Annotated in this window: 23 protein-coding genes and 1 riboswitch; of the genes, 18 read left to right on the top strand and 5 right to left on the bottom strand. The window is 70.6% G+C overall.

All coding sequences use genetic code 11. From position 1 onward, the window contains the following. The 3 genes from AB0I06_RS19225 to AB0I06_RS19235 all read left to right on the top strand — a co-directional run. Nucleotides 1-770: cbb3-type cytochrome c oxidase subunit I (locus tag AB0I06_RS19225; protein WP_363120010.1), on the top strand; the 770-nt coding region annotated here is incomplete at its 5' end. Further along, nucleotides 767-1165 (top strand): cytochrome c oxidase subunit 4, encoded by a 399-nt coding sequence (locus AB0I06_RS19230; RefSeq protein ID WP_363120011.1) that lies wholly within the window; start codon nt 767-769, stop codon nt 1163-1165. The genes AB0I06_RS19225 and AB0I06_RS19230, both read left to right, overlap by 4 nt. A 132-nt stretch (nt 1166-1297) precedes the next feature. Continuing rightward, nucleotides 1298-2551: an Ig-like domain-containing protein gene (locus tag AB0I06_RS19235; RefSeq protein ID WP_363120012.1), complete on the top strand. Its 1254-nt coding sequence runs from the start codon at nt 1298-1300 to the stop codon at nt 2549-2551. A 109-nt stretch (nt 2552-2660) separates the two neighbouring features. On the opposite strand, the gene AB0I06_RS19240 is transcribed toward AB0I06_RS19235, so the two are convergent. Then, nucleotides 2661-3062, bottom strand: a complete 402-nt coding sequence (locus AB0I06_RS19240) for a hypothetical protein (protein WP_363120013.1) — start codon at nt 3060-3062, stop codon at nt 2661-2663. 145 nt (nt 3063-3207) lie between these two features. On the opposite strand from AB0I06_RS19240, the gene AB0I06_RS19245 reads away from it, so the two are divergent. The 6 genes from AB0I06_RS19245 to AB0I06_RS19270 all read left to right on the top strand — a co-directional run bounded on the left by AB0I06_RS19245 (nt 3208) and on the right by AB0I06_RS19270 (nt 10359). Then, nucleotides 3208-3828: a heme-copper oxidase subunit III gene (locus AB0I06_RS19245; RefSeq protein ID WP_363120014.1), complete on the top strand. Its 621-nt coding sequence runs from the start codon at nt 3208-3210 to the stop codon at nt 3826-3828. Nucleotides 3829-3901: 73 nt separating this feature from the next. Then, a complete protein-coding gene (locus AB0I06_RS19250) occupies nt 3902-4714 on the top strand; it encodes a c-type cytochrome (RefSeq protein WP_363120015.1) in 813 nt (270 codons plus the stop codon). Further along, nucleotides 4711-5784: a Rieske 2Fe-2S domain-containing protein gene (locus tag AB0I06_RS19255; protein WP_363120016.1), complete on the top strand. Its 1074-nt coding sequence runs from the start codon at nt 4711-4713 to the stop codon at nt 5782-5784. The genes AB0I06_RS19250 and AB0I06_RS19255 overlap by 4 nt, the downstream gene beginning before the upstream one ends. Continuing rightward, nucleotides 5781-7403, top strand: a complete 1623-nt coding sequence (locus tag AB0I06_RS19260; protein WP_363120017.1) for a cytochrome bc complex cytochrome b subunit — start codon at nt 5781-5783, stop codon at nt 7401-7403. The genes AB0I06_RS19255 and AB0I06_RS19260 overlap by 4 nt, the downstream gene beginning before the upstream one ends. A 134-nt stretch (nt 7404-7537) precedes the next feature. Continuing rightward, the gene (trpD, locus tag AB0I06_RS19265) at nt 7538-8602 is read left to right on the top strand and encodes an anthranilate phosphoribosyltransferase (RefSeq protein ID WP_363120018.1); all 1065 of its coding nucleotides are present in this window, start codon (nt 7538-7540) and stop codon (nt 8600-8602) included. A gap of 75 nt (nt 8603-8677) precedes the next feature. Then, nucleotides 8678-8794: riboswitch (SAM riboswitch) on the top strand. 182 nt (nt 8795-8976) lie between these two features. Next, complete coding sequence (locus AB0I06_RS19270; protein ID WP_363120019.1) at nt 8977-10359, top strand: aminotransferase class V-fold PLP-dependent enzyme; 1383 nt, start codon at nt 8977-8979, stop codon at nt 10357-10359. Between the two features lie 60 nt (nt 10360-10419). On the opposite strand, the gene AB0I06_RS19275 is transcribed toward AB0I06_RS19270, so the two are convergent. Both AB0I06_RS19275 and AB0I06_RS19280 read right to left on the bottom strand, forming a co-directional pair. Beyond that, nucleotides 10420-10701 carry an Lrp/AsnC ligand binding domain-containing protein gene (locus AB0I06_RS19275; protein ID WP_363120020.1) on the bottom strand — a complete coding sequence of 94 codons (282 nt, stop codon included), beginning with the start codon at nt 10699-10701 and terminating at the stop codon, nt 10420-10422. Next, a complete protein-coding gene (locus AB0I06_RS19280; protein WP_363120021.1) occupies nt 10698-11450 on the bottom strand; it encodes a rhomboid family intramembrane serine protease in 753 nt (250 codons plus the stop codon). Before AB0I06_RS19280 ends, AB0I06_RS19275 begins: the two co-directional genes overlap by 4 nt. Before the next feature lie 159 nt (nt 11451-11609). Between AB0I06_RS19280 and AB0I06_RS19285 the strand changes: the two genes are divergently transcribed. From AB0I06_RS19285 to AB0I06_RS19305, 5 genes are all read left to right on the top strand, one after another. Next, complete coding sequence (locus AB0I06_RS19285; RefSeq protein WP_114251597.1) at nt 11610-11849, top strand: hypothetical protein; 240 nt, start codon at nt 11610-11612, stop codon at nt 11847-11849. 37 nt (nt 11850-11886) lie between these two features. Then, a complete protein-coding gene (locus AB0I06_RS19290) occupies nt 11887-13236 on the top strand; it encodes an NYN domain-containing protein (RefSeq protein WP_363120022.1) in 1350 nt (449 codons plus the stop codon). Nucleotides 13237-13481: 245 nt separating this feature from the next. After that, the gene (locus AB0I06_RS19295) at nt 13482-14522 is read left to right on the top strand and encodes an NlpC/P60 family protein (protein WP_363120023.1); all 1041 of its coding nucleotides are present in this window, start codon (nt 13482-13484) and stop codon (nt 14520-14522) included. A 210-nt stretch (nt 14523-14732) separates the two neighbouring features. Then, nucleotides 14733-15746 carry an NlpC/P60 family protein gene (locus AB0I06_RS19300; protein ID WP_363120024.1) on the top strand — a complete coding sequence of 338 codons (1014 nt, stop codon included), beginning with the start codon at nt 14733-14735 and terminating at the stop codon, nt 15744-15746. A 32-nt stretch (nt 15747-15778) separates the two neighbouring features. Next, nucleotides 15779-16963 (top strand): hypothetical protein, encoded by a 1185-nt coding sequence (locus AB0I06_RS19305; protein WP_363120025.1) that lies wholly within the window; start codon nt 15779-15781, stop codon nt 16961-16963. A 67-nt stretch (nt 16964-17030) separates the two neighbouring features. Here the strand turns inward: AB0I06_RS19305 and AB0I06_RS19310 are convergent, their stop codons facing one another. Next, nucleotides 17031-18266 carry a glycosyltransferase family 87 protein gene (locus tag AB0I06_RS19310; protein WP_363120026.1) on the bottom strand — a complete coding sequence of 412 codons (1236 nt, stop codon included), beginning with the start codon at nt 18264-18266 and terminating at the stop codon, nt 17031-17033. Between the two features lie 118 nt (nt 18267-18384). On the opposite strand from AB0I06_RS19310, the gene AB0I06_RS19315 reads away from it, so the two are divergent. Both AB0I06_RS19315 and AB0I06_RS19320 read left to right on the top strand, forming a co-directional pair. Next, entirely contained in the window at nt 18385-19527 is a 1143-nt protein-coding gene (locus AB0I06_RS19315; protein WP_363120027.1) for a glycosyltransferase family 4 protein, read from the top strand. A gap of 163 nt (nt 19528-19690) precedes the next feature. Then, nucleotides 19691-21277 carry a GMC oxidoreductase gene (locus tag AB0I06_RS19320; protein WP_363120028.1) on the top strand — a complete coding sequence of 529 codons (1587 nt, stop codon included), beginning with the start codon at nt 19691-19693 and terminating at the stop codon, nt 21275-21277. 44 nt (nt 21278-21321) lie between these two features. Here the strand turns inward: AB0I06_RS19320 and AB0I06_RS19325 are convergent, their stop codons facing one another. Beyond that, nucleotides 21322-23118, bottom strand: a complete 1797-nt coding sequence (locus AB0I06_RS19325; RefSeq protein ID WP_363120029.1) for an AMP-dependent synthetase/ligase — start codon at nt 23116-23118, stop codon at nt 21322-21324. Between the two features lie 296 nt (nt 23119-23414). Between AB0I06_RS19325 and AB0I06_RS19330 the strand changes: the two genes are divergently transcribed. Both AB0I06_RS19330 and AB0I06_RS19335 read left to right on the top strand, forming a co-directional pair. Then, nucleotides 23415-24212, top strand: a complete 798-nt coding sequence (locus tag AB0I06_RS19330; protein ID WP_363120030.1) for a metallophosphoesterase — start codon at nt 23415-23417, stop codon at nt 24210-24212. Nucleotides 24213-24320: 108 nt separating this feature from the next. Beyond that, nucleotides 24321-24758: an SRPBCC family protein gene (locus AB0I06_RS19335; protein WP_363120031.1), complete on the top strand. Its 438-nt coding sequence runs from the start codon at nt 24321-24323 to the stop codon at nt 24756-24758. Nucleotides 24759-24776 lie beyond the last annotated feature (18 nt).

Here is a 24776-nt window from a genome sequence, read left to right on the forward strand (position 1 = left end):
CCGGCGGTGTGCTGCTGCCGTTCTTCTCCTTCATGACGTTCCTCATCGCGGTCCCGACCGGTGTGAAGTTCTTCAACTGGATCGGCACCATGTGGAAGGGCTCGCTGTCCTTCGAGACACCGATGCTCTGGGCGACCGGCTTCCTGATCACCTTCACCTTCGGTGGTCTGACCGGTGTCATCCTGGCCTCGCCGCCGATGGACTTCCACGTCTCCGACTCGTACTTCGTGGTGGCCCACTTCCACTACGTCGTCTTCGGCACCGTGGTGTTCGCGATGTTCTCCGGCTTCCACTTCTGGTGGCCGAAGTGGACCGGTAAGATGCTGGACGAGCGCCTGGGCAAGATCACCTTCTGGACGCTGTTCATCGGCTTCCACGGCACGTTCCTGGTCCAGCACTGGCTGGGCGCCGAGGGAATGCCGCGCCGGTACGCCGACTACCTGGCGGCCGACGGCTTCACCGCGCTGAACACGATCTCGACGATCAGCTCGTTCCTGCTCGGCATGTCGATCCTGCCGTTCTTCTACAACGTGTGGAAGACGGCCAAGTACGGCAAGCCGGTGGGCGTCGACGACCCGTGGGGCTACGGCCGCTCCCTGGAGTGGGCGACCTCCTGCCCGCCGCCGCGGCACAACTTCATCACCATGCCGCGGATCCGCAGTGAATCCCCGGCGTTCGACCTGCACCACCCCGAGATCGCGGCTCTCGACCAGCTCGAGAACGCCGGTCACGAGAAGGCCATCGCTGGTGGCAAGGAGGCCGGCAAGTGAAGATCCAGGGCAAGATGTTCATGTGGCTGAGCGTCTTCGTCCTCGCCATGGCTGTGGTCTATGGCGTGTGGTCGAAGGAGCCGGCCGGTACCACGGCGCTCTTCCTGGCCTTCGGCCTGTGCATCATGATCGGCTTCTACCTGGGCTTCACGGCCAAGCGGGTGGACGTCGGTGCGCAGGACAACAAGGAGGCGGACGTCGCGGACGACGCCGGCGAGGTCGGGTTCTTCAGCCCGCACAGCTGGCAGCCGCTCTCGCTGGCCGTCGGCGGCGCCCTCGCCTTCCTGTCGATCGCGATCGGCTGGTGGCTGATGTACTTCTCGCTGCCGATCATCCTGATCGGCGTCTGGGGCTGGGTCTTCGAGTACTACCGCGGTGAGAACCGCACCCAGTAACACACGCCGAGCGCCTCAGGGGCCCGGACACTCCGACAGGAGCGTCCGGGCCCCTGCCGTGTGCCGTAACGCGGTTCACTCGTACGAGTCGCTCGGCGTGCCGCTGTTGACCCGGCTTCCTAGCGTGAGCTCATGAGCCACACAGCGATATCCCGCCCCCGCACCGCCGTCGGCTGCACGCTGCTGGTGATCGCCCTCTGCGCGGGCGCCACCGCCTGCGGCTCGGACGGCAACCCGCTCGCCGCCCGCCCCTACGACGCGGCGGACCAGGTCTCCTTCAACGCCCCCTCCGAAGGCCGCAAGAAGGCCGACCCGGACAAGCCCCTGGAAGTCGTCGAGGACTCTGACGGGCGCATCACGGACGTCACCGCCCAGGACGCCTCAGGACGCTACGTGGCGGGCGAACTCGCCGCCGACGGCAGCCGCTGGCACAGCACCTCCCCGCTCGCCGCCAACGCCAGCTACACGGTCCGGGTGAGCACCGAGGACGAGGACGGGGCGCCCGGCCGCAAGGTCGTCACCTTCGACACCGGCAAGCCGACCACCAAGCAGCGCCTGGACGTCACCTTCGGCCCCAAGGGGGGCACCTACGGCGTCGGCCAGCCGATCACCGCCGAGCTGAGCCGGCCCGTCAAGGACCTGGCCCAGCGGGCCGTCGTGGAACGGGCCCTCAAGGTCTCCTCCACCCCCGCCGCGGACGGCGCCTGGCACTGGGTGGACGACAAGAAGCTGCACTACCGCCCGAAGGACTACTGGCCCGCGCAGGCCACCATCCAGGTCCGCAGCAACCTGCAGGGCATCAAGATCGGTGACCGCATGTGGGGCGGCAAGGCCAAGCCGCTGACCATCACCACCGCGGACAAGCTCATAGCCGTGACGGACGCCGCCGCCCACCGGATGACGGTCTACAAGAACGACGAGATCATCCGGCAGATACCGGTGACCACGGGCATGCCCGGCTACGACACGCGCAACGGCGTCAAGGTCGTCCTCGCCAAGGAGGGCACCGTCCGGATGACCAGCGCCAGCATCGGCGCCTCGGACTTCTACGACCTGGTCGTGCACCACTCGGTCCGGGTCACCAACAGCGGCGAGTACGTGCACGCCGCCCCCTGGTCCGTCGGCTCCCAGGGCTTCGCCAACGTCAGCCACGGCTGCACCGGCATGAGCACCGAGAACGCCGCCTGGTTCTTCGACACCGTCCGCGAGGGCGACATCGTCGAGGTCGTGAACTCCGGCGGCGACACGATGGCGCCCTTCGGCAACGGCTTCGGCGACTGGAACCTCGACTGGGCGAAGTGGCGCACGGGCAGCGCCCTCGCCGGCGGCACCCCGGACGGCCTCACACAGGCCGACAGGGCCCGACTGCGCCCGCAGAGCGTCTAGACGCCCTTGGGGCACGCCCGCACGGGCACGCCCCTTCAGGGGCGCGGGGAACTGCGCGAACAACCCCCACGGGCCCGCAGCCGCCCCACAACCGGCCGAGCCCGACCCGCTAGGCGTTCAAAGCCGCCTTGTCCCGGAGCAGCGAAGCGAGTGCCGCGGCGAACTCCACCGGCTCCACCGGCAACGTCACCGCGGCCTCGGCGCGACTCCACGTCGCCAGCCACGCGTCCTGCGGCCGCCCGATCAGCAGCAGCACCGGAGGACACTCGAAGATCTCGTCCTTGATCTGCCGGCAGACCCCCATGCCGCCCATCGGCACGGCCTCACCGTCCAGCACGCAGACGTCGATGCCGCCCCGGTCCAGCTCCTTGATCACCGCCGCCGGGGTCGCGCACTCCACGAACTCCACCACAGGGACGTCCGGGGCCGGCCGCCGGCCGGTCGCCAGCCGCACCTGCTCGCGGGTGTTGGAGTCGTCGCTGTAGACCAGCACCGTGGCGGTCGGCTGCATTGTTCCTCCGTGACGTCAGCGTCGTAAGGACAGGCCCGTTGGGCCGGATGCTACTCCCTTGAACACCACGTCAACACCGGTACGACCGGCTTAGACACTCCGAACGGCACCCCCCGGAGTGAGGGCGGGATAAGCGACCGACATAATGTCGGTCGTGGCGACAGCAACGACAGTAGAAACCGGGCACGCGCACCCGTCGGTCAATCGGCCGAACCTCACCAGCGTCGGAACCATCATCTGGCTGAGTTCCGAGCTGATGTTCTTCGCGGCCCTCTTCGCGATGTACTTCACCCTGCGATCGGTGACGGGTCCCGATCACTGGAAGGAGATGGCCGCCCATCTCAACTTCCCGTTCTCGGCGACGAACACCACCATCCTGGTGCTCTCCTCGCTCACCTGCCAGCTCGGCGTCTTCGCCGCCGAGCGCGGTGACGTGAAGAAGCTGCGGATGTGGTTCATCGTCACCTTCATCATGGGTGCGATCTTCATCGGCGGTCAGGTCTTCGAGTACACGGAGCTGGTCAAGGACGCGGGCCTGTCCCTGTCCTCCGACCCGTACGGCTCGGTGTTCTACCTGACCACCGGCTTCCACGGCCTGCACGTGACGGGCGGTCTCATCGCCTTCCTGCTGGTCCTGGGCCGGACCTACGCCGCCCGGAGGTTCACCCACGAGCAGGCGACGGCCGCGATCGTCGTGTCCTATTACTGGCACTTCGTCGATGTCGTCTGGATCGGCCTCTTCGCCACGATCTACATGATCAAGTAGCAGGGCCCGCATCCGCGCCACGAGGCGCATCCCAGAAGCATCGACGCAGAAGATCCTGACACCGGGGTAATCCGTGAAAAAGCTCTCCGCACGACGACGCCACCCGTTGGCGGCGCTCGTCGTCCTACTCCTCGCGCTGGCATGCACCGGGGGGCTGTACGCCGTGTTCGCACCCGCGGACAAGGCGCAGGCCGACGAAACCGCCCAGTCCCTCACCATCGAGGAGGGCAAGAAGCTCTACTCGGTCGGCTGCGCCAGTTGCCACGGCACCGGCGGTCAGGGCACCTCCGACGGGCCGAGCCTGGTGGGTGTGGGCGCCGCGGCCGTCGACTTCCAGGTGGGCACGGGCCGTATGCCGGCCGCCACCTCCCAGGGCCCCCAGGTCCCGGAGAAGAAGAACATCTACTCGCAGGCCGAGATCGACCAGCTCGCGGCGTACATCGCCTCGCTGGGCGCCGGTCCGTCCGTCCCGACGGAGGAGCAGTACGGCCCCGAGGGTGCCGACATCGCCAAGGGCGGTGAGCTGTTCCGCACCAACTGCGCGCAGTGCCACAACTTCACCGGCAAGGGCGGCGCGCTGACGCACGGCAAGTACGCGCCGACCCTCGAGGGCGTCTCCCCGAAGCACATCTACGAGGCCATGCAGACCGGCCCGCAGAACATGCCGTCCTTCCCCGACACCACGCTGTCGGAGAAGAACAAGAAGGACATCATCGCGTACCTCGACGCGGTCAACAGCGAAAAGACCGAGAGCCCCGGCGGCCTCGAACTGGGTGGCCTCGGGCCGGTCAGTGAAGGCCTGTTCGGCTGGATCTTCGGTCTCGGCGGTCTGATCGCCGTCGCCGTGTGGGTCGCCGCCCGGACCGCAAAGGCCAAGAAGTCATGAGTAGCCAAGACATTCCAGAAGAGAACCTGCCTGCCGCGCAGTCCGCAGGCCATGACGAGCACGGGCACGGCGTGGTGAGCGTCGCGGACGAGAAGCACCCGTTCGCCGACCCGGGCCTGCCGCCCCACGAGCACCGGATCCAGGACATCGACGAGCGGGCCGCCAAGCGGTCCGAGCGTGCGGTCGCCCTGATGTTCACGGTGTCGATGCTGGCCACCGTCGCCTTCATCGCCGCGTTCGTGGCGATCCCGGTCGACAAGTCGGTCTTCATCTTCCCGCTGGGCCACATCAGCGCGCTGAACTTCGCGCTGGGCCTGACGCTCGGCATCGCGCTGTTCTGCATCGGCGCGGGCGCCGTCCACTGGGCCCGCACCCTGATGTCGGACGTGGAGGTCGCCGACGAGCGGCACCCGATCGAGGCGGCGCCCGAGGTCCGCGAGAAGGTCTTCGCGGACTTCAAGCAGGGCGCCAAGGAGTCCGCGCTCGGCCGCCGCAAGCTGATCCGCAACACCATGCTCGGCGCGCTCACGCTGGTCCCGCTCTCCGGAGTCGTGCTGCTGCGCGACCTCGGTCCGCTGCCCGGCGAGAAGCTCCGCCACACGCTGTGGTCGAAGGGCAAGCTGCTCGTCAACATGAACACCAACGAGCCGCTGCGTCCCTCCGACGTCGCGGTCGGTTCGCTGACCTTCGCCAAGCCCGAGGGCCTGGAGGAGCACGACCACGACTTCCAGAACGAGATCGCCAAGGCCGCCCTGATGATCGTCCGCATCCAGCCGGACAACATTAAGGACAAGCGCGAGCTCGAGTGGTCGCACGAGGGCATCGTCGCGTACTCGAAGATCTGCACCCACGTCGGCTGCCCGATCTCCCTGTACGAGCAGCAGACGCACCACGTGCTCTGCCCCTGCCACCAGTCCACCTTCGACCTCTCCGACGGTGCCCGAGTGATCTTCGGTCCCGCTGGTCACGCCCTGCCGCAGCTCCGCATCGGCGTGAACGACGAGGGCTACCTCGAGGCGCTCGGCGACTTCGAAGAGCCCGTCGGCCCTGCTTTCTGGGAGCGCGGATGAGCACTGCACAGACACGCCGCAAGGCGCCCGCGGGTGAGCGGGTCGCCGACTGGGCCGACGGCCGCCTCGGGATCTACTCCCTGGCCAAGGCCAACATGCGCAAGATCTTCCCGGACCACTGGTCCTTCATGCTCGGTGAGATCTGCCTCTACAGCTTCATCATCATCATCCTCACGGGTGTGTACCTGACGCTGTTCTTCCACCCGTCGATGAACGAGGTGGAGTACCACGGCAGTTACGTCCCGCTCCAGGGGCAGCTGATGTCGGAGGCCTTCGCCTCCACGCTGGACATCAGCTTCGACGTCCGCGGCGGTCTGCTCATCCGGCAGATCCACCACTGGGCGGCGATCATCTTCCTCGCCGGCATGTTCGTGCACATGATGCGCGTCTTCTTCACCGGCGCGTTCCGCAAGCCGCGCGAGATCAACTGGCTGTTCGGCTTCCTGCTGTTCGTCCTGGGCATGTTCACCGGTTTCACCGGCTACTCGCTCCCGGACGACCTGCTCTCCGGCACCGGTGTCCGCTTCACGCAGGGCGCGATCCTGTCCGTGCCGATCGTGGGCACGTACATCTCGATGTTCCTGTTCGGCGGGGAGTTCCCGGGCACCGACTTCGTCGCCCGGTTCTACTCGATCCACATCCTGCTGCTGCCGGGCATCATGCTCGGGCTCGTGGTCGGCCACCTGATCCTGGTCTTCTACCACAAGCACACCCAGTTCGCGGGTCCCGGACGGACCAACAAGAACGTCGTCGGCATGCCGCTGCTGCCGGTCTACATGGCCAAGGCCGGAGGCTTCTTCTTCCTGGTCTTCGGTGTCATCGCGGCCATCGCCGGCATCGCGACCGTGAACCCGATCTGGGTCCTGGGCCCCTACCGTCCCGACCAGGTGTCGACCGGTGCCCAGCCCGACTGGTACATGGGCTTCGCCGAGGGTCTGGTCCGCGCCATGCCGGGCTGGGAGATCAACCTCTGGGGTCACACGCTCGTCCTGGGCGTGTTCATCCCGCTGGTCCTCTTCGGCCTGTTCCTCGCGATCATCGCCCTGTACCCGTTCATCGAGTCGTGGGTCACCGGGGACAAGCGCGAGCACCACATCCTGGACCGCCCGCGCAACGCCCCGACGCGTACCGCCGTGGGTGTCGCGTGGGTCACCGGCTACATCATCATGCTGATCGGCGGTGGCAACGACATCGTCGCCACGCACTTCCACCTGTCGATCAACGCGGTCACCTGGTTCGTCCGGATCGGCTTCTTCCTCGGACCGGTCATCGCCTTCGTCGTCACCAAGCGGATCTGCCTCGGCCTCCAGCGCCGGGACAAGGAGAAGGTGCTGCACGGCCGCGAGTCGGGCATCATCAAGCGCCTGCCGCACGGTGAGTTCATCGAGGTGCACGAGCCGCTCAGCCAGGAGCAGATGTACACGCTCACGGCGCACGAGCAGTACAAGCCGGCCGAGATCGGCCCGACGGTCGACGAGAACGGTGTCGAGCGCAAGGTGAAGGGCTCCGAGAAGCTGCGCGCCAAGCTCAGCGACGCCTACTACGGAGAGGGCGCCCAGATCCCGAAGCCCACCGTCGAGGAGTACCGGGAGATCACGAGCGGCCACGGCCACCACTGATCACTGCTTCGCCACGCCACTGAAGGGCCCCGTCCGGTGTTCGGACGGGGCCCTTCGCGTGCCCGGGCCTGGATAGGGTGGACCCGTTGAGACTCTCGTCCCGCAGTGCGGGACGCCTGACCCTGGAGCGGCTTATGAGCGCTGTGACCCCCGCTGGAGGCGACACCGCGGCGGGCCGCTCCTGGCCCCTGCTGCTGAACGGCCTGCTGGACGGCAGGCACCTGAGCGCGGACGACACCGCTTGGGCGATGGACCGGATCATGCGCGGCGAGGCGACCGAGGCGCAGATCGCCGGGTTCGTCGTCGCCCTGCGCGCCAAGGGCGAGACCGTCGAGGAGATCAACGGTCTGGTCCGCACGATGTACGAGCACGCCAACGTGATCGAGGTGCCCGGGGCGACGGTCGACATCGTCGGCACCGGCGGTGACGGCGCGAAGACGGTCAACATCTCCACGATGTCCTCCATCGTCGTCGCGGGCACCGGCGCGAAGGTCGTCAAGCACGGCAACCGGGCCGCGTCCTCGGCGTCCGGGGCCTCCGACGTGCTGGAGAAGCTCGGGGTCAACCTGGAACTGCCGCTGCACCGGGTCGCGGAGGTCGCCGACGAGGCCGGGATCACCTTCTGCTTCGCGGTGAAGTTCCACCCGGCGCTGCGGCACGCGGGCGCGGCGCGCGGCCAGTTGGGCATCCGCACGGTGTTCAACGCCCTCGGCCCGCTGACCAACCCGGCCCGGGTCCGCGCCCAGGCCGTCGGTGTGGCGGACCCCCGCATGGCGCCGATCGTCGCGGGCGTCTTCGCCGAGCGCGGCAACTCGTCCCTGGTCTTCCGGGGCGACGACGGCCTGGACGAGCTCACCACCACGGCCACGTCCCGGGTGTGGATCGTGCGCGGGGGCAAGGTGACCGAGGAGGCCTTCGACCCGCGTGACGTGGGCCTCGACCTGGTCCCCGTGGAGGCCCTGCGCGGCGCTGACGCCTCCTACAACGCGGAGGTCGCGCGGCGGCTGCTGGACGGGGAGACCGGGCCGGTGCGGGACGCGGTGGTGCTGAACTCGGCGGCGGCGCTGGTGGCCCTGGAGCCCACACAGGCCCCGCTGGCCGAGCAGATCCGCGCCGGGATGGTGAAGGCGGCCGAGTCGATCGACTCGGGCGCGGCGAAGCGCACCCTGGAGCGCTGGGTGGCCGCGAGCAACAAGTAGCGGATGTCCGTACGGCGTCCCGCGATCCGGACTCGGGTTGCGGGACGCCGATCTTTTCGCGTACGTTCCTGAGCAGGTCATGAGTGACAGTCATGAGGCCCCGGCCGACTGTCCGGCAACCCTCCGTCCGTGGCGGGGTGCCCCGGGTGAAGACCAGGCCGCAGGCAGCGAGGTCTGCGGCAAGCGCGGACCCCTCGCACGCTTTTGAGAAGTGTGGGGCCAGGGGTCCTGGTCGTCGAGGAGTTCTCCCGTGAATCAGCGAATGCGATAGGGCCGCAGAGCCCCGCCTCCGCATCCCTCTTTCCTTCACCCCCCCCGCTGGCAGCCGTACCGGCTCGCGGGCGGATTCCACCTGCCTTCACGGGAGTTCACCCATGTCCGTCTCCACCGTTGCCGCCGCTCCGTCCATTTGTGCCCCGCTGCCCGTTCTGGGCCGGGACGTCACCGTGCCGCTCGTGACCGGCGGCGAGGTCACCTACGCCGCCCTCGACTACGCCGCCAGCGCCCCGGCGCTCCAGCGGGTCTGGGACGACGTCGCCGCCTACGCGCCGTACTACGGCAGCGTGCACCGCGGGGCCGGGTACCTCTCGCAGCTGTCGACCGACCTGTTCGAGAACGCCCGCCGGACCGTCGCGGAGTTCCTGGACTGCCGGGAAGGCGACCAGGTGGTCTTCACCCGCTCCACCACCGACTCGCTCAACCTCCTCGCCGCCGCGCTCCCCGCCGACTGCCAGGTCTTCGTCTTCGAGACCGAGCACCACGCCTCCCTGCTGCCCTGGCGCGACGCCCGCGTCACCTTCCTCGACGCGCCGCGCAGCCCCGGTGCGGCCGTCGAGAGCCTGAACCGCGCCCTGGCCGGCCGGACGGTGTCGACCGAGGGGGGCCACGGGCCGGCCCTGGTCTGCATCACCGGCGCCTCCAACGTCACCGGCGAGCTGTGGCCGGTGCGGGAACTCGCCGCGGCCGCGCACGCCCACGGTGCGCGGATCGTGCTGGACGCCGCCCAGCTGGCCCCCCACCACCCGGTGTCCGTCGCCGATCTGGACGTCGACTGGGTCGCCTTCTCCGGGCACAAGCTGTACGCGCCCTTCGGCTCGGGCGTGCTGGCCGGGCGGTCCGACTGGCTGCGCACGGCCGAGCCGTACCTCGCGGGCGGCGGCGCCAGCCGCAAGGTCACCCGGCGCGAGGACGGGGGAGTGGACGTGGAGTGGCACGACAGCGCCGCCCGCCACGAGGCGGGTTCGCCCAACGTCATCGGCGCCTACGCCCTGGCCTCGGCCTGCAAGGCGCTGACCGAGGCCGGCTTCGACACCCTGGTGGCCCGTGAGCGGTACCTGGTCCGCGCGGTACGGGAGGGTCTCGCCGACGTGCCCGAGGTGCGGTTCCTGTCCCTCTTCGGGGACGACGCGCCGCGGGTCGGGGTGCTCTCCTTCGTCGTCGAGGGCTGGAACAGCTCCCACTTCGCCGCCGCCCTGTCCGCGGAGTACGGCATCGGCGTGCGCGACGGGCTGTTCTGCGCCCACCCGCTGGTGCGCACGCTGCTCGGCAGCGACCCCCGGTCGCAGGGGGAGTGCGGGTCGCCGGAGGCCGCGCCCGGGGAGAAGTCGCTGAACGCCATCCGGGTCAGCTTCGGCGCGGGCACGCCGGACGAGCACGTGGAGCGGTTCGTGCGCGCGGTCAGGGAGCTGGTGGCGGACGGGGCGAAGTGGACCTACCGCACCGAGGACGGCCGCTGCGTGCCGGACACCTCCGCCTGAGCCGGCGGTCGGCCGCCCTGTCCGCCCTGGACGATCATCCGCAGGGCGGACAGGGCGGCCTCAGTTGTCCAGGCCGATCGAGAACGCCGCTTCCAGGTCGTGCTGCGAGTAGGTGCGGAACGCCACGTGCGTATCCGTCCCCTCCACCCCGCTGATCTTGCTGATCCGGCCCGGGATGACCTCCGCCAGGTCCTCGTGCTCCTTGACCCGGACCATCGCGATCAGGTCGTAGGTGCCCGTGACGGAGAAGACCTCGCTGACGCTCTCCAGCGCCGCGATCGACTCGGCGATCTCGGGGATCCGGTCCACGCTGGTCTTGATGAGGACGATCGCGGTGATCACGGCTGGTTCTCTCCCTCGGGGGCCGGAGCAGGGGCGGCCTTCACTCTAGTGGGGCCGGTCGGGCGGCCGTAGCGGACCGACGCGTAGCCGAAGCCCAGACCGAATCCGATCAGGTGGGCGAGGTAGGCCACCCCCGGCCCGTCCGAGGCCCGCCCCGCCGCCAGCCACTGCAGCGCCGCCCAGAACGGCAGCACGACCCAGGCCGGGAAGCGCACCGGCAGGAAGAAGAGGAACGGCAGGAGACTGGTGACCCGGGCGCGTGGGAACAGGTACAGGAACGCACCGAGGACCGCCGAGATCGCCCCGGAGGCGCCGACCAGGGACTGCTCGGAGTCCGCGTTGGCCACGGCGTAGCCCAGCAGGGCCAGGTAGCCGCAGCCGACGTAGAACAGGGTGAACTGCACGCGGCCCATCCGTTCCTCGGTCATGGCGCCGAAGACGTAGAGGAAGAGCATGTTGCCGAGCAGGTGCACCCAGCTGCCGTGGACGAAGAGCGCCGTCGCGGGGGTGAGGGCCGATCCCGTGGACCCTTCGAACAGTTCCGCGGGGATCACCCCCCACCGCCGGAAGTAGGCCCGCTGCACGGCGAGCAGCTCGTCGCCGGCGCCGTACGCCGGGTTCAGGCCCGAGGCGGGTCCGGCCAGGAAGGACAGACAGCACAGGGCGATCAGGGTGTACGTGACCGGCGCCGACGACCGCGTGACCGATCTGCCGGCCCGGACGAGCGGCGCACTCCACTTGCGGATCATGAATACAGAGCATGACGTAACCGGACGCAACCACCCAGACCGCCTCGCCGCCGTGGACGCGCAGGCGGCGAGGACCCGCCAGGCCTTAGGGTTACGGACCACACGCACCGGGGATGCCGGTCGCGTCACGGACACTAGAAGGAAAGAGAACAGGTCACGATGACGGTTCCCCTGCCGACCGCCGGGACGCGGTGGCGCTGCACCCTCTGCGGCAACCTCACGAGGTTCGACGTGACCCGCTCGTCGAAGGTTGTCGAGTACGTCCACCTCGACCTGGCCGGAGAGCCGAAGGTCGAGGAGCGCGAGGTGCTCAGTGAGACCATCGAGTCGGTGCGCTGCCGCTGGTGCAACGCGGTGGACCAGGTGGAACTCGTGGACAGGCCGGGTGCCGGCTCCTGACAGGGACCGGCCCCGCACAGGCATAGGGGTGTGACGGATGGTGGAGACCACGGGCGGGGGGCCGGGCGACGGCGCCGCCGAGGTGCTCGACCGTCCCCTGCCCGACGGCGTGCGCCGCAGGGTCGTGCAGATCGTCTCCGACGGCTTCGGCTCGCTGACGGTCGGCGAGCTGCCCGCGCAGCTCAGGCAGTACGCCAGATTCGCCCCGAACCGCAGGGCCAAGTTCGCCGGCAACGCGATGGCCGCGGCGCTGGAGACCGATCCGCTGTTCCGGCAGCGCATCGGGGAGAAGCTGAGAGAGGCCCAGCCGGAGCTGACCGGCGCTCTCGACTCAGGCTCCCCGCCCCCGGCCGCGGACCCGCTCGACGTGGCGGCCGCGGCCTACGTACTGCGGCCCCTCGACTGGGTGAAACTCGTGACCGCCGCCGGCGAGGAGGCCCAGCGGGCCGACGCCGAGCGCGCCGACGAGGAGAGCCGGGCCGAGCTGGAACGGCTCCGCGACGAGCTCGACCGGGCCCGTGACCACACCCGGGCCGAGACCGAGCGGCTGCGCGCGGAGCTGGATTCGGCCAAGAAGGAGACCGAGTCGCTGCACCGCAAGCTGCGCGCCGCCCTCAGTGACGTCAAGCGCGGCGAGGCGGCCCTGCGCAAGGCGCACGGCGAGATCGAGGCCGTCCGCGCCGAGGGGCACGCCCAGGTGTCCGCCGCCGAGAGCGAGACGCGGCGGCTGAAGTCCCGGCTGAGCGAGACCGAGGCCGCCCTGGAGGCCGCGCGCCGTGCCGCCCGCGAGGGCCGCAGCGTCGAGGACATGCGGGTACGGCTGCTGCTGGACACCCTGCTGGACGCGACCCAGGGGCTGCGCCGCGAACTGGCGCTCCCCCCGGTGTCGGTGCGGCCGGCCGAGACCGTCGACGCCGTCGAGCCGGGCCGGATGACCCCCAAGGACATCGCCGCCCGCGCCCTGTCGGAGAACGACCCGCAGGTCCTCGACCAGTTGCTGGCGCTGCCGCAGGCCCATCTGGTCGTCGACGGCTACAACGTCACCAAGACGGGCTATCCGCAGATGCCGCTGGAGAAGCAGCGCCTGCGGCTGCTCGGGCAGCTCTCCCAACTGGCCGCGCAGAGCGGCGCGGAGGTGACCTGCGTCTTCGACGGCGCCGAACTGGCCGCGCCGGTGCTGCTTGCCCCGCCGCGCGGGGTGCGCGTGCTGTTCTCGAAGCCGGGCGTCACCGCCGACGAGCTCATCCGCCAGCTGGTGCGGGCCGAACCGCCGGGCCGCCCGGTCATCGTGGCGTCCACCGACCGCGAGGTCGCCGACGGCGTGGCCCGGGCCGGTGCCCGCCCCGTGGCCTCCGCGATGCTGCTGAAGCGGCTTTCACGGGCCTAGGAGTCGTACGCACCATGCGTAACGTCCGGGCGTGATGCCCGAATTGGTGGGACCTGTGAGCCACGGTGCGTCAAGTGGGTCTCACCGCCTGTGAGTCCCGGGGAAAAGTTGGCCTACCGTGACGCGATTTTTCATCTGAGGATTTGAACTGATCACAGGAAGGTCACTAGGGTCAGCCCCAACCTCCGCTCGGGTGATCACTCATCGGGAGAGACGGCGGAGGGGCCAGAAGGAGCTTTTCACCCGTGGCGTCCCACCGTCGTCCGAAGCAGCCGAGCCGCGCACGTGTGACCGTGCTGACCACAGCCGCCGCCGCTGCCGTCGCCTTCAGCTCGCAGGCCGCCAGCGCGGCCCCCAGTGAGAAGCCGAGCAAGGACGAGGTCAAGGCCAAGGTCGACAAGCTCTACGAAGAGGCGGAGCAGGCCACCGAGAAGTACAACGGGGCCAAGGAGAAGCAGGAGAAGCTCCAGAAGGAGATCTCCACCATCCAGGACAACGTCGCCCGCGGCCAGGAGGAGCTCAACGAGCTCCGCGACAGCCTGGGCCTCGCCGCCGCGTCGCAGTACCGCACCGGCTCCATCGACCCCTCCGTCCAGCTGTTCCTCTCCGCGAACCCCGAGGACTACCTCGACAAGGCCTCCACGCTCGACCAGTTGAGCAGCCAGCAGGTCGAGGCGCTGAAGAAGGTCCAGGAGAAGCAGCGCGAACTCGCCCAGGAGCGCGCCGAGGCCTCCGAGAAGCTCAAGGACCTCGCCTCCACCCGGACCGAACTGGGCAAGAAGAAGAAGGAAGTCCAGGGCAAGCTCTCCTCCGCGCAGAAGCTGCTCAACAGCCTCACCGCCGCCGAGAAGGCCCAACTCGCCGCCGAGCAGAGCCGCGCCAGCCGCACCAGCGAGCGCGACGCCCTCGACGTGGACGTCCCGCCCGGCTCGGGCCGCGCCGCCGCCGCCTTCGCCTTCGCCCAGAGCCAGCTCGGCAAGCCCTACGTCTACGGCGCCACCGGCATGAGCTCCTTCGACTGCTCCGGTCTCACCTCGCGGGCCTACGCCGCCGCCGGCATCCAGATCCCGCGCACCTCCGAGGCCCAGTCCCAGATCGGCACCAAGATCTACTCGGTCAGCCAGCTCAAGGTCGGCGACCTGGTCTTCTTCTTCAACGACCTGCACCACGTCGGCCTCTACGCCGGCAACGGGCAGATCATCCACGCCCCCCGCACCGGCACGGTCGTGCGCTACGAGTCGATGGACACCATCGGCGGTCCGTTCATGTTCGGCGTCCGGGTCTGACGACCGGGCCCCAAACCCTCCGAACCGGGACACCCTGTCCGCCGTTCGGGCGAATCACCCCAGCTCCGAGTGAGCCCCCGCCCCGCCGTTGACCTGCGTCAGCGGCGGGGCGCACCGCTGTACACCCACGGATGGTCGTTGGCGGCCCCCGGCCACGGGGCTACTGTCTGCCGCGTTCTTAGTCCGCCAGCGGAAGGAGAGCGGCTTCCCGTGGGGTCCCATCGCCGCCTTGCACCGTCCGGGTCCGACCGGGGCGCCAGCGCCGCGGTCGGCCTGCTGTCCGTCGCGGCCGCCGCCCTGGGCGCCGTACCGGCCGGCGCCGCACCGTACGACGACACCCGGGCCACGGTGGACCGGCTCTACGAGCAGGCCGAGAAGGCGACCGAGGCCTACAACGAGGCCGACGAGCGCGCCGACGCGCTGCGCGAGGAGGTCGGCACCGCCCGGGACCGGATCGCCCGTGGGCAGCAGCGCGTCAACTCGATGCGCGAGTCCCTCGGTTCGCTCGCCGGTGCCCAGTACCGCTCGGGCGGCATCGACCCGTCCCTCGCCCTGCTGTTCTCCGACGACCCGGAGGACTACCTCGACAAGGCCTCCCGGCTCGACCGCCTCACCGCCCATCAGGCCGGCGAGCTGAGGGAACTCCGGCACGCCATGCGCGAACTCGCCCAGGACCGCGAGGAGGCCGCCGGCAAGCTCCGCGAGCTGGAGAAGAGCCGCAAGGCCGTCGCCGCCCACAAGAAGAGCGTCGAGCGGAAGCTCGCCGCGGCGCAGCGGCTGCTCAACTCCCTGCCCGACGCCGAGCGCGACGCCTACGGCCGCGCCTCCCGCTCCGGCCGCACCGGCATGCCCGACCTCGGCGGCGCCACCGCCGCCTCGGGCCGTGGGTCCGCCGCCGTGGCCGCCGCCCGCAGCGCGCTCGGCAAGCCCTACGTCTGGGGGGCGAACGGACCCTCCGGCTTCGACTGCTCGGGCCTGATGCAGTGGTCGTACGCACAGGCCGGGGTCTCCCTGCCGCGCACCTCGCAGGCCCAGCGGTACGCCGGCCGGCAGGTCCCGCTGTCCGAGGCACGCCCCGGTGACCTGGTCGTCTACCGGGGCGACGCCAGCCATGTCGGGATGTACATGGGCAACGGCCAGGTCATCCACGCGCCCTACCCCGGCGCGCCCGTGCGCTACGACCCGGTCGGGATGATGCCCGTCTCGTCGGTCACCAGGGTCTGACCCGCGCGGCCCGGCGCCCGTACGATCGGGACGTGGCTGGTCGAAGGTCGGGATCCGGGGTGGTGGCGCTCGTCCTGCTGCTCGTCGCCCTGGTCGGGTGCGGCGGGCGCCCGGCGGCCGACAGCGCCACGGCCGACGTCCAGCGGCTCCTGGACCGCCGGGCCGCCGCGGTCCTCGACCGTGACCAGCGGGCCTACGAACGCACGGGCCGGGGCACGGACTTCGCCAGACTGCGCGCGGTGCCCGTGGCCGCCTGGTCGTACCGGGTGACCGGGCTGCGCCGCACCGGCGACACCGCCACCGCCGAGGCCGAACTGCGCTACCGCGTCGCCGGCTACGACCCGGCGCCGGTGACCGCGGGACGCACCCTGCGGCTGAGCCGGGACGCGACCGGGCGGTGGTCCGTGGACACCGACCGGCCCGCGAAGAAGTCCGCGCAGCAGCTCTGGGACCAGGGGACGGTTCAGCTCGTCCGGGGACGGCACAGTCTCGTGCTCGGCGTCGGGCAGTCCGGACGGTCGCTGCGCGACTTCGCGGACCTGGCCGACCGAGCGGTGCCCGCCGTGTCGGACGCGTGGGGCACCCGCTGGAGCCGGCGGGTCGTGGTGCTCGTGCCCACCTCCCTCGAGGGGATGGCGGGGCTGCTCGGCTCGCCCGCCTCCTCCTATCGCGGGATCGCCGCCGTCACCACCGGTGAGACGGGCGCGCGGGGCCGGGCGCCGGCGGACCGGATCATCGTCAACCCGGACGCGTTCGCGCTCCTCGGCGGCCTCGGCGAGCAGGTCGTCGTCACCCACGAGACCACCCACGTCGCCACCCGCGCCCACACCTCCGCCGCGACCCCCCTGTGGCTGTCCGAGGGATACGCCGACTGGGTCGGCTACCGCGCGGCCGGCCGCATCCCCGCCGAGGCCGCGCCCGAGCTGACACGGGCGGTCGCCGACGGCCGGATCCCCACCGCGCTCCCGGACGACGAGGACTTCGGCTTCACCGGCGACGCGGGCCGCCTGGCCCGCGCCTACGAGAGCGGCTGGACGGCGTGCCGCCTGATCGCCGACCGCTGGGGCGAGCCCCGGCTGCGCGCGTTCTACCGGGCCGTCGGCGCCCACGGGAAGCGGGCCGGGGCGGTGGAGGACGCGATGCGGACGGTGCTGGGGACGACGCAGGAGGCCTTCACCAGGGAGTGGCGGAAATCCCTGGAGGACCAGCTCGGATGACCCGGCGGGGCCGGGGAGCGGCCGACGCGGGCCGGACCACCCGTACGCCCCACGGCCGGGCCCCCGCTCAGGAGGAAACGGGCGTCTCGTCGCTTCGGGTGGGCCGGGCGGACGCGGGCGCGGGGAGCGTGCCGGGGACCGTCGCCCGCCACAGGGCACGGGCCGCGGTCAGCGCGGCGGCCACCAGCAGACCGTTGCGCAGGAACAGCAGGGTCAGGCCGAGGCCGTCACTGGCCACCACGCTGCCGAAGTAGTACGGGAACTCCAGCACCGTCACGAAGCTCGCCACCAGGACGAGGGCGACCGGCAGCCGCATCCGGCTCCCGGGGAAGTACAGGCACACCGCCGCCAGCCCGACCAGCCACACCATGTACTGCGGGCTGATCACGCGGCTGGTGGTGGTGAACATCAGCACCGCCACGAAGGCCGCGTCGGCGAGCGTGTGCTCCTCGAAGCGCCGGGCCAGCAGCCGCCACAGCACCAGCCAGCCGAAGGCCGCCCCGGTGAGGAACAGCGCGCCCGTGCTCACCTCGCTCACATACGGCCCCAGGAACTCGATGGAGCCGTAGTTCAGCTTCACCTCGCCCTGCCAGCCGAAGTGCCGGGCGACGTGGAAGACCAGCGCGCCCAGCGACTCCACCTCGGTGCCCCGGTCCCGCTGGAAGGTCAGGAACGCGAACGCACCCGGCATGGCCAGGGCGAACACGCCCGTCACCGCCACCCCCGTCACCAGGGCCGACACCCAAGTACCGCGATGGCGGGCGGCCAGCAGCAGCATCGCGGGCCACACCTTGAGCAGGGCGCCGAACGCGGCCAGGGCCCCCATCGCCCTCGGGTGCCGGGCGCCCGCGAGCAGCGCGGCCATCGCCACGGCCGTGACCATCACGTCGTAGCGGGCGTACACCGTCGGACCGAGCAGCGGCACGCCGGTCACCCACACCCAGGCGCCGCGCAGCGACCGGCCCGGGCGGCGCCCCGCGTACGTCATGAGGGCCAGCACGGCCGCGTCGGTGACGCAGACCAGCACGAAGAACGCGGTCGCGTAGTCCAGGAAGGGCAGCAGGCCGGGGGAGAGGATCGCCAGCGCGGCGGCGGGCGGATACTGCCAGGTGACGTCGTGCAGAGGGAACGTTCCGCTGCTCAGGACGTCGTACCAGCCCCGGTAGATCACGTGCACGTCGCTCGTGACGTCCGGGCCGGGGAAGACGTACACCTTCAGGACGAACAGCAGCAGCACCAGCCTCGTGAGACACCAGACCACCGGCAGCCATGCCAGGGACCGCCCCGCGCCCGTCGTCTTCACGTGATCCCTGCCCGTTCGCCTGCCGTGTCGAGGGGGCCATGATGGGCCCGCCGCCTGTGAGCGTGCCACACCTGCCGCGACGCGGGGCTGTGAGGGGCGGTTCGGTAGGGTCGGCGGCGTGCGCAAGACCCTGATCGTGACCAACGACTTCCCGCCCCGGCCCGGTGGCATCCAGGCGTTCCTGCACAACATGGCGCTGCGCCTGGACCCGCAGCGGCTGGTCGTCTACGCCTCCACCTGGAAGCGGAGCCGGGAGGGACTCGAGGCGACCCGTGCCTTCGACGCGGAGCAGCCCTTCACCGTCGTACGCGACCGCACGACCATGCTGCTGCCGACGCCGGACGTCACCCGGCGGGCCGTCGGGCTGCTGCGGGAGCACGGCTGCACCTCCGTCTGGTTCGGGGCGGCGGCCCCGCTCGGCCTGATGGCCCCGGCGCTGCGCAAGGCGGGTGCCGAGCGGCTGGTCGCCACCACGCACGGGCACGAGGCCGGCTGGGCGCAGCTGCCCGCCGCCCGGCAGCTGCTGCGGCGGATCGGCGACGCCACGGACACGATCACCTACCTCGGCGAGTACACCCGCTCGCGCATCGCCCCCGCCCTGACGCCCCAGGCCGCCGCACGCATGGTCCAGCTGCCGCCCGGCGTGGACGAGAAGACCTTCCACCCCGCCTCGGGCGGCGACGAGGTGCGGGCCCGGCTGGGCCTGACGGACCGCCCGGTGGTGGTCTGCGTCTCCCGGCTGGTGCGGCGCAAGGGGCAGGACACCCTGATCCGGGCCCTGCCCCGCATCCTGGCCGCCGAGCCCGACACCGTCCTGCTGATCGTCGGCGGCGGCCCCTACGAGAACGACCTGCGCAGGCTCGCGCGCGAGACCGGCGTCGCCTCCGCCGTCCGGTTCACCGGCGCCGTGCCCTGGTCGGAGCTGCCGGCCCACTACGGCGCCGGTGACGTCTTCGCGATGCCCTGCCGCACCCGCCGCGGCGGCCTGGACGTCGAGGGCCTCGGCATCGTCTACCTTGAGGCCTCCGCGACGGGGCTCCCGGTCGTCGCCGGAGACTCGGGCGGCGCCCCGGACGCGGTCCTGGACGGCGAGACGGGCTGGGTGGTGCGCGGCGGTTCCCCGGCGGAGGCGGCCGACCGCGTCATCACCCTGCTGGGAGACCCCGAGCTGCGCCGCAGGATGGGGGAGCGGGGCAGGGAGTGGGTCGAGGAGAAGTGGCGCTGGGACCTCCTCGCGGAGAATCTCAAAAGCTTGCTTTAGGGCCATGAGGGGCGCGGGGAACTGCGCGGCAAGCCACAGGCGACCCGCGCGCCCGCAAGGATCACGCCGCACCCCACTAGGCGGAACCCCAAAATCCGCCGATGCTGCGCCCATGACAGCAAATCTGACGCATCGTCACCTGACAAGACGTCACATCCTCGGCATGGCAGCCCTCCAGACCGCTGCCGCCCTCGGTTTCACCCGCGTCGGCCTCGAAAGCGCCCGGGCCGCCCAGCCCGACGCGGTCGGCACCGCCCCGGCGATCGTCGTCGGCTCGGGCTACGGCGGTGCCGTCGCCGCCCTGCGCCTCGCCCAGGCCGGCATCCGCACCCTCGTCCTGGAGATGGGCCGCCTCTGGAACACCCCCGGCCCCGACGGCAAGGTCTTCTGCACCACCAGCGCGCCCGACAGCCGCTCCATGTGGTTCCGCACCCGCACCGAGGCCCCCCTCGGCAGCTTCCTCTGGCTGGACGTCGTCAACCGCGACATCGGCCGCTACCCGGGCGTCCTGGACCGCGTGCACTTCGACCACATGTCCGTCTACGTCGGCCGCGGCGTCGGTGGCGGCTCCCTGGTCAACGGCAGCATGGCGGTCACCCCGCCCCGGCCGTACTTCGCCGAGCAGTTCCCGACGGTGGACGCCGACGAGATGTACGGCACGTACTTCCCGCGTGCTCGCGCCGCCCTGGGCGTGAACACGATCGACCCCGCCTGGTTCGAGTCGACCGAGTGGTACCGCTTCACCCGCGTCTCCCGCAAGCACGCCGAGAAGACCGGCCTGCGGACCACCTTCGTGCCGAGCGTCTACGACTTCGGCCACATGGAGCGCGAGGCGGCCGGCAGCGCCCCGAAGTCGGCGCTCGGCGGCGAGGTCATCTACGGCAACAACCACGGCAAGCGCAGCCTCGACAAGACCTACCTCGCCGCCGCGCTCGGCACCGGCAACGTCACCGTCCACACCCTGGAGAAGGTGCGCGCGATCAGCCGCGCACCGGACGGGACCTACGTCCTGACCGCCGACCGCGTCGACGAGACGGGCCGGGTCGTGGAGACCAAGGAGTACGGCTGCACGTACCTCTTCCTCGGCGGCGGCAGCCTCGGCACCACCGAACTGCTGCTGCGCGCCCGGGAGACGGGCACCCTGCCCGCCCTCGACGCCAGTGTCGGCGCCGGCTGGGGCACCAACGGCAATGTGATGCTCGGCCGGGCCAACCACCTGTGGGACACCGTCGGCGCGAACCAGTCGACCATGCCGGTCATGGGCATCGACGACTGGGCGAACACCGCCAACCCGGTGTTCGCCGAGATCGCCCCGCTGCCGACGGGCCTGGAGCACTGGGTGAGCCTCTACCTGGCGATCACCAGGAACCGGGAGCGGGCCTCCTTCTCCTACGACGCCGCCTCGGACCGGCTGGCACTGGGCTGGACGGCCGCCCACAGCGCCGTCTCCGTCGCCATGGCCAAGAAGCTGTTCGACCGCGTCAACGCGGCCAACGCGACGATCTACCGGTACGACCTGTTCGGCTCGAAGAACAAGGTCTTCGCCGACGACTTCACCTACCACCCGCTGGGCGGCTGCGTGCTGGGCAAGGCGACCGACGACTACGGCCGCGTGAAGGGATACTCCCGCCTCTACGTCACGGACGGCTCGCTGGTGCCCGGGTCGCTCGGGGTGAACCCCTTCGTCACCATCACGGCGCTCGCCGAACGCACGATGGCGCGGGTCCTCGCCGAGGACACCGCGCCATAGCCGACCGGCCAGGGGCTCACCACGTGGAGGATGGCCCCGGGGGTTCACTTCGCGTAGATCGCCTCGATCTCGTGCGCGTAGTCCTTCGCCACCACGTTCCGCTTCAGCTTCAGCGAAGGCGTCAGGTGGCCCGACTCCTCCGTGAACTGGTGCGACAGGATGCGGAACTTCCGCACCGATTCCGCCTTCGACACCGCGGCGTTGCCGTCGTCGACCGCCGCCTGGACCGCGGCCAGCAGGTCCGGGTCCTCGCACAGCGACGCCGCGGTGGAACCCGCCGGCTTGCCGTGGTCGGAGCACCAACGGCCCAGGAACTCCTCGTCGATGGTGACCAGCGCGCCCACGAACGGCCGCCCGTCGCCCACCACCATGCACTCCGCGACCAGCGCGTGCGCCCGGATGCGGTCCTCGATCACGGCCGGGGCGACGTTCTTGCCGCCCGCGGTGACGATGATCTCCTTCTTGCGGCCGGTGATCCTGAGGTAGCCGTCCTCGTCGAGGGTGCCGATGTCACCGGTGTGGAACCAGCCGTCGGCCAGCGCCTCGGCGGTCGCGCCAGGGTTGTTCCAGTACTCCTTGAACAGGTGCTCGCCGTGCAGCAGCACCTCGCCGTCGTCGGCGATCCGCACCACCGAGCCGGGCAGCGGCTGGCCGACCGTGCCGATCTTCTGCCGGTCCCAGGGGTTGAACGCCGTGGCCGCGCAGGACTCGGTCAGGCCGTAGCCCTCCAGGACCGTGAAGCCGATGTCGCGGAAGAAGTGGCCGAGGCGCTCGCCGAGCGGGGCGCCGCCGGAGATGGCGTACTCGCCCCGGCCGCCGAGGACCGCGCGGAGCTTGCTGTAGACGAGCTTGTCGAACGTCTTGTACTTGATCCGCAGGCCGAGGGACGGGCCGGAGGGGGTGTCCAGCGCCTTGCTGTAGGCGATCGCGGTGTCGGCGGCCTTGTCGAAGATCTTGCCCTTGCCGTCGGCCTGGGCCTTGGCCCGCGCCGAGTTGTAGACCTTCTCGAAGACACGCGGCACGCCCAGGATCAGCGTCGGGCGGAACGCGGCCAGCTCGTCGGTGAGGTTCTTGATGTCCGGGACGCAGCCGAGCTTGATCGGCGCCATCATGGGCGCGATCTGCACCAGCCGGCCGAAGACGTGCGCGAGCGGCAGGAAGAGCAGCACCGAGCACTCGCCCGTGCGGAAGAGCGGACGCAGCCGCTCCACGATGTTGCCGCACTCCGCGAAGAAACTGCGGTGGGTGAGCACACAGCCCTTGGGGCGGCCGGTGGTGCCGGAGGTGTAGACGATGGTCGCCGGGTCGTCGGCCTTGGCGAACGAGCCGCGCTCCTCGACCGTCTCGTCGGTGACGTCCTGGCCGAGCCGGCCCAGCTCGTCGACGCCGCCGCCGTCGATCCGCCACACGTGCTTGAGCTCCGGCAGCCCGTCGCGCACCGACTCGATCGCGGCCGCGTGCGCCTCCGACTCCACCACGCAGGCGGTCGCGCCCGAGTCGCCGAGGATCCACCGCACCTGCTCCGGCGAGCTGGTCTCGTACACCGGCACGGTCACCGCGCCCGCGCTCCAGATCGCGAAGTCAAGCAGCGTCCACTCGTAGCGGGTGCGGGACATCAGCCCCACCCGGTCGCCCGGCTGGATCCCGGCGGCGATCAGCCCCTTCGCGGCCGAGTGCACCTCGGCGAGGAACGCGGTGGCGGTGACGTCCTGCCAGCTGCCGCCGACCTTGCGGGCGATGACGGCGACGTCCGGGTGCTGCGCGGCGTTTCTGCGGACGATGTCGGTCAGATTTCCGTCCGCAGGGACCTCGTACAAAGCCGGAAGGCTGAACTCGCGCAAGACTGCTGCTCCTCATAGGGCGCCGGCGCCACGACGGTGTGTGCTGCGACGGTGCGGTCCAAGGCTCGGGGAGGTACTCAGGCATTCACTCGTTGAAATGCAGAGCACGACTGGACTGCCCGGACGTTACCCGCCGGTATGCCTTCTCCGACAGGGGGACCCGTCGAGATGTTCGCTGCGTCACACAGTTGGGTATTCCTTCGCGCACAGTAGTCCACGCGCTAACTGACTGGCCAGTAACCGCAGGTAGGACCGCCACTGTTCACGTGTGCCGCACACGCTTACGCTTGATCGTCATGGCACCCACACCAGTCGGAAACCACCGGACGCGCGTACACGTGGTCAGCGACGTGCACGGCAACGCCCGCGACCTGGCCAGGGCCGGGGAGGGCGCCGACGCGCTGGTGTGCCTGGGCGACCTCGTCCTCTTCCTGGACTACGCCGACCACTCGCGCGGCATCTTCCCCGACCTGTTCGGCGTGGAGAACGCCGACCGCATCGTCGCGCTGCGCACCGCCCGCCGCTTCGAGGAGGCCCGGGCGCTCGGGGCCGAGCTGTGGGCCGGCCTCCAGGGCGACCGCGCCACGGTGATCGAAGAGGCGGTGCGCAAGCAGTACGCCGAGCTGTTCGCCGCCTTCCCCTCTCCTACGTACGCCACCTACGGCAACGTCGACATGCCGCCGCTGTGGCGGGAGTACGCGGGCCCCGGCACGACCGTCCTGGACGGCGAGCGCGTGGAGATCGGAGGCCGGGTCTTCGGCTTCGTCGGCGGCGGCCTGCGCACCCCGATGCGAACGCCCTACGAGATCAGCGACGAGGAGTACGCGGCGAAGATCGAGGCCGTCGGCGAGGTCGACGTGCTCTGCACGCACATCCCGCCCGAGGTTCCCGAGCTGGTCTACGACACCGTGGCCCGCCGCTTCGAGCGCGGCAGCCGCGCCCTGCTGGACGCCATCCGCCGCACCAGGCCCCGCTACTCCCTCTTCGGGCACGTGCACCAGCCGCTGGTGAAGAGGATGCGCATCGGGGCGACCGAGTGCGTGAACGTGGGGCACTTCGCGTCAACCGGAACGCCCTGGGCACTGGAGTGGTGAGGACGTCCCAGGTCGGGTGAGATCCGGGGGTCCCGTGCGCGGTAGCCTTCACGCTGCACGCACCTGCGCACGACCTCATACCGGCCCGCATCTGGAGGAGCCACGGCGATGGCGGAACACACCAGCTCGAGCATCACCATCGAGGCGGCCCCGGCCGACGTCATGGCGGTCATCTCCGATTTCGCCCGCTACCCGGACTGGACCGGCGAGGTGAAGGAGGCCGAAGTCCTCAAGACGGACGCCCAGGGCCGCGCCGAGCAGGTCCGCCTCGTCATGGACGCGGGCGCGATCAAGGACGACCAGGTCCTCGGCTACACCTGGACCGGCGAGAACGAGGTGTCCTGGACGCTGGTGAAGTCCCAGATGCTGCGGTCCCTGGACGGCTCTTACATCCTCAAGCCCGCCGGGGCGGGGGGTACGGAGGTCACGTACCTGCTGACCGTGGACGTCAAGATCCCGATGCTCGGGATGATCAAGCGGAAGGCCGAGAAGGTCATCATCGACCGGGCGCTGGCGGGGCTGAAGAAGCGCGTGGAATCGGCCTGACCCCGCCGCGGGGCTCGC

It is taken from the genome of Streptomyces sp. NPDC050674 (genome assembly GCF_040654575.1).
Lineage (GTDB): Bacteria > Actinomycetota > Actinomycetes > Streptomycetales > Streptomycetaceae > Streptomyces.